The following is a 450-nucleotide window of genomic DNA, read 5'->3' on the forward strand; positions in this document are numbered from 1 at the left end:
GTGGTTATCACCAACCAGTTTGGGGCGACCACGAGTGCGCCCGTCTCTTTGGTCATCGCGCAGCCGCCCGTGATCCGGCCAGCCGCAAAGCCAGACGGTGCTCTCCGGGACGAATGTGACTTTCGTGGTCGAGCACACCGGCACGGGGCCGTTCACTTACCAGTGGTACTTCGACGGGTTCGACTTCATAACGACCACGAGCAACCAGCTCGACTTGCCGGCTGTCAATTTCTACTACAATGGCCAGATCAGCGTGGAGGTGCGCAATGCCGTGGGCTTCGAGCTGAGCTCAAATGCCGCGCTGGTCGTGCTGTCGCCGCCCTTTCTCGTCACACCCCTGTCGTCGCGCCAGGCGCTGCGTGGCATGGACGTGACGCTCGCGGCAGGTTTGCTGGGCAATACGCCCTTCTACACATCCTGGAGCAGGGATGGTCTGGTGCTTCCTGGAAC

The 450-nt window shown here is 61.8% G+C and carries 1 protein-coding gene; it reads left to right on the forward strand.

Translation table 11 applies throughout. The features are described from left to right. Window positions 1-124: 124 nt before the first annotated feature. Window positions 125-450 (forward strand): hypothetical protein (locus tag I6F37_RS39770; protein WP_225154344.1); only part of this gene is annotated, 326 nt, incomplete at its 3' end.

This window comes from Bradyrhizobium sp. NBAIM08, assembly GCF_020193935.1.
Classification (GTDB): Bacteria; Pseudomonadota; Alphaproteobacteria; order Rhizobiales; family Xanthobacteraceae; genus Bradyrhizobium; species Bradyrhizobium yuanmingense.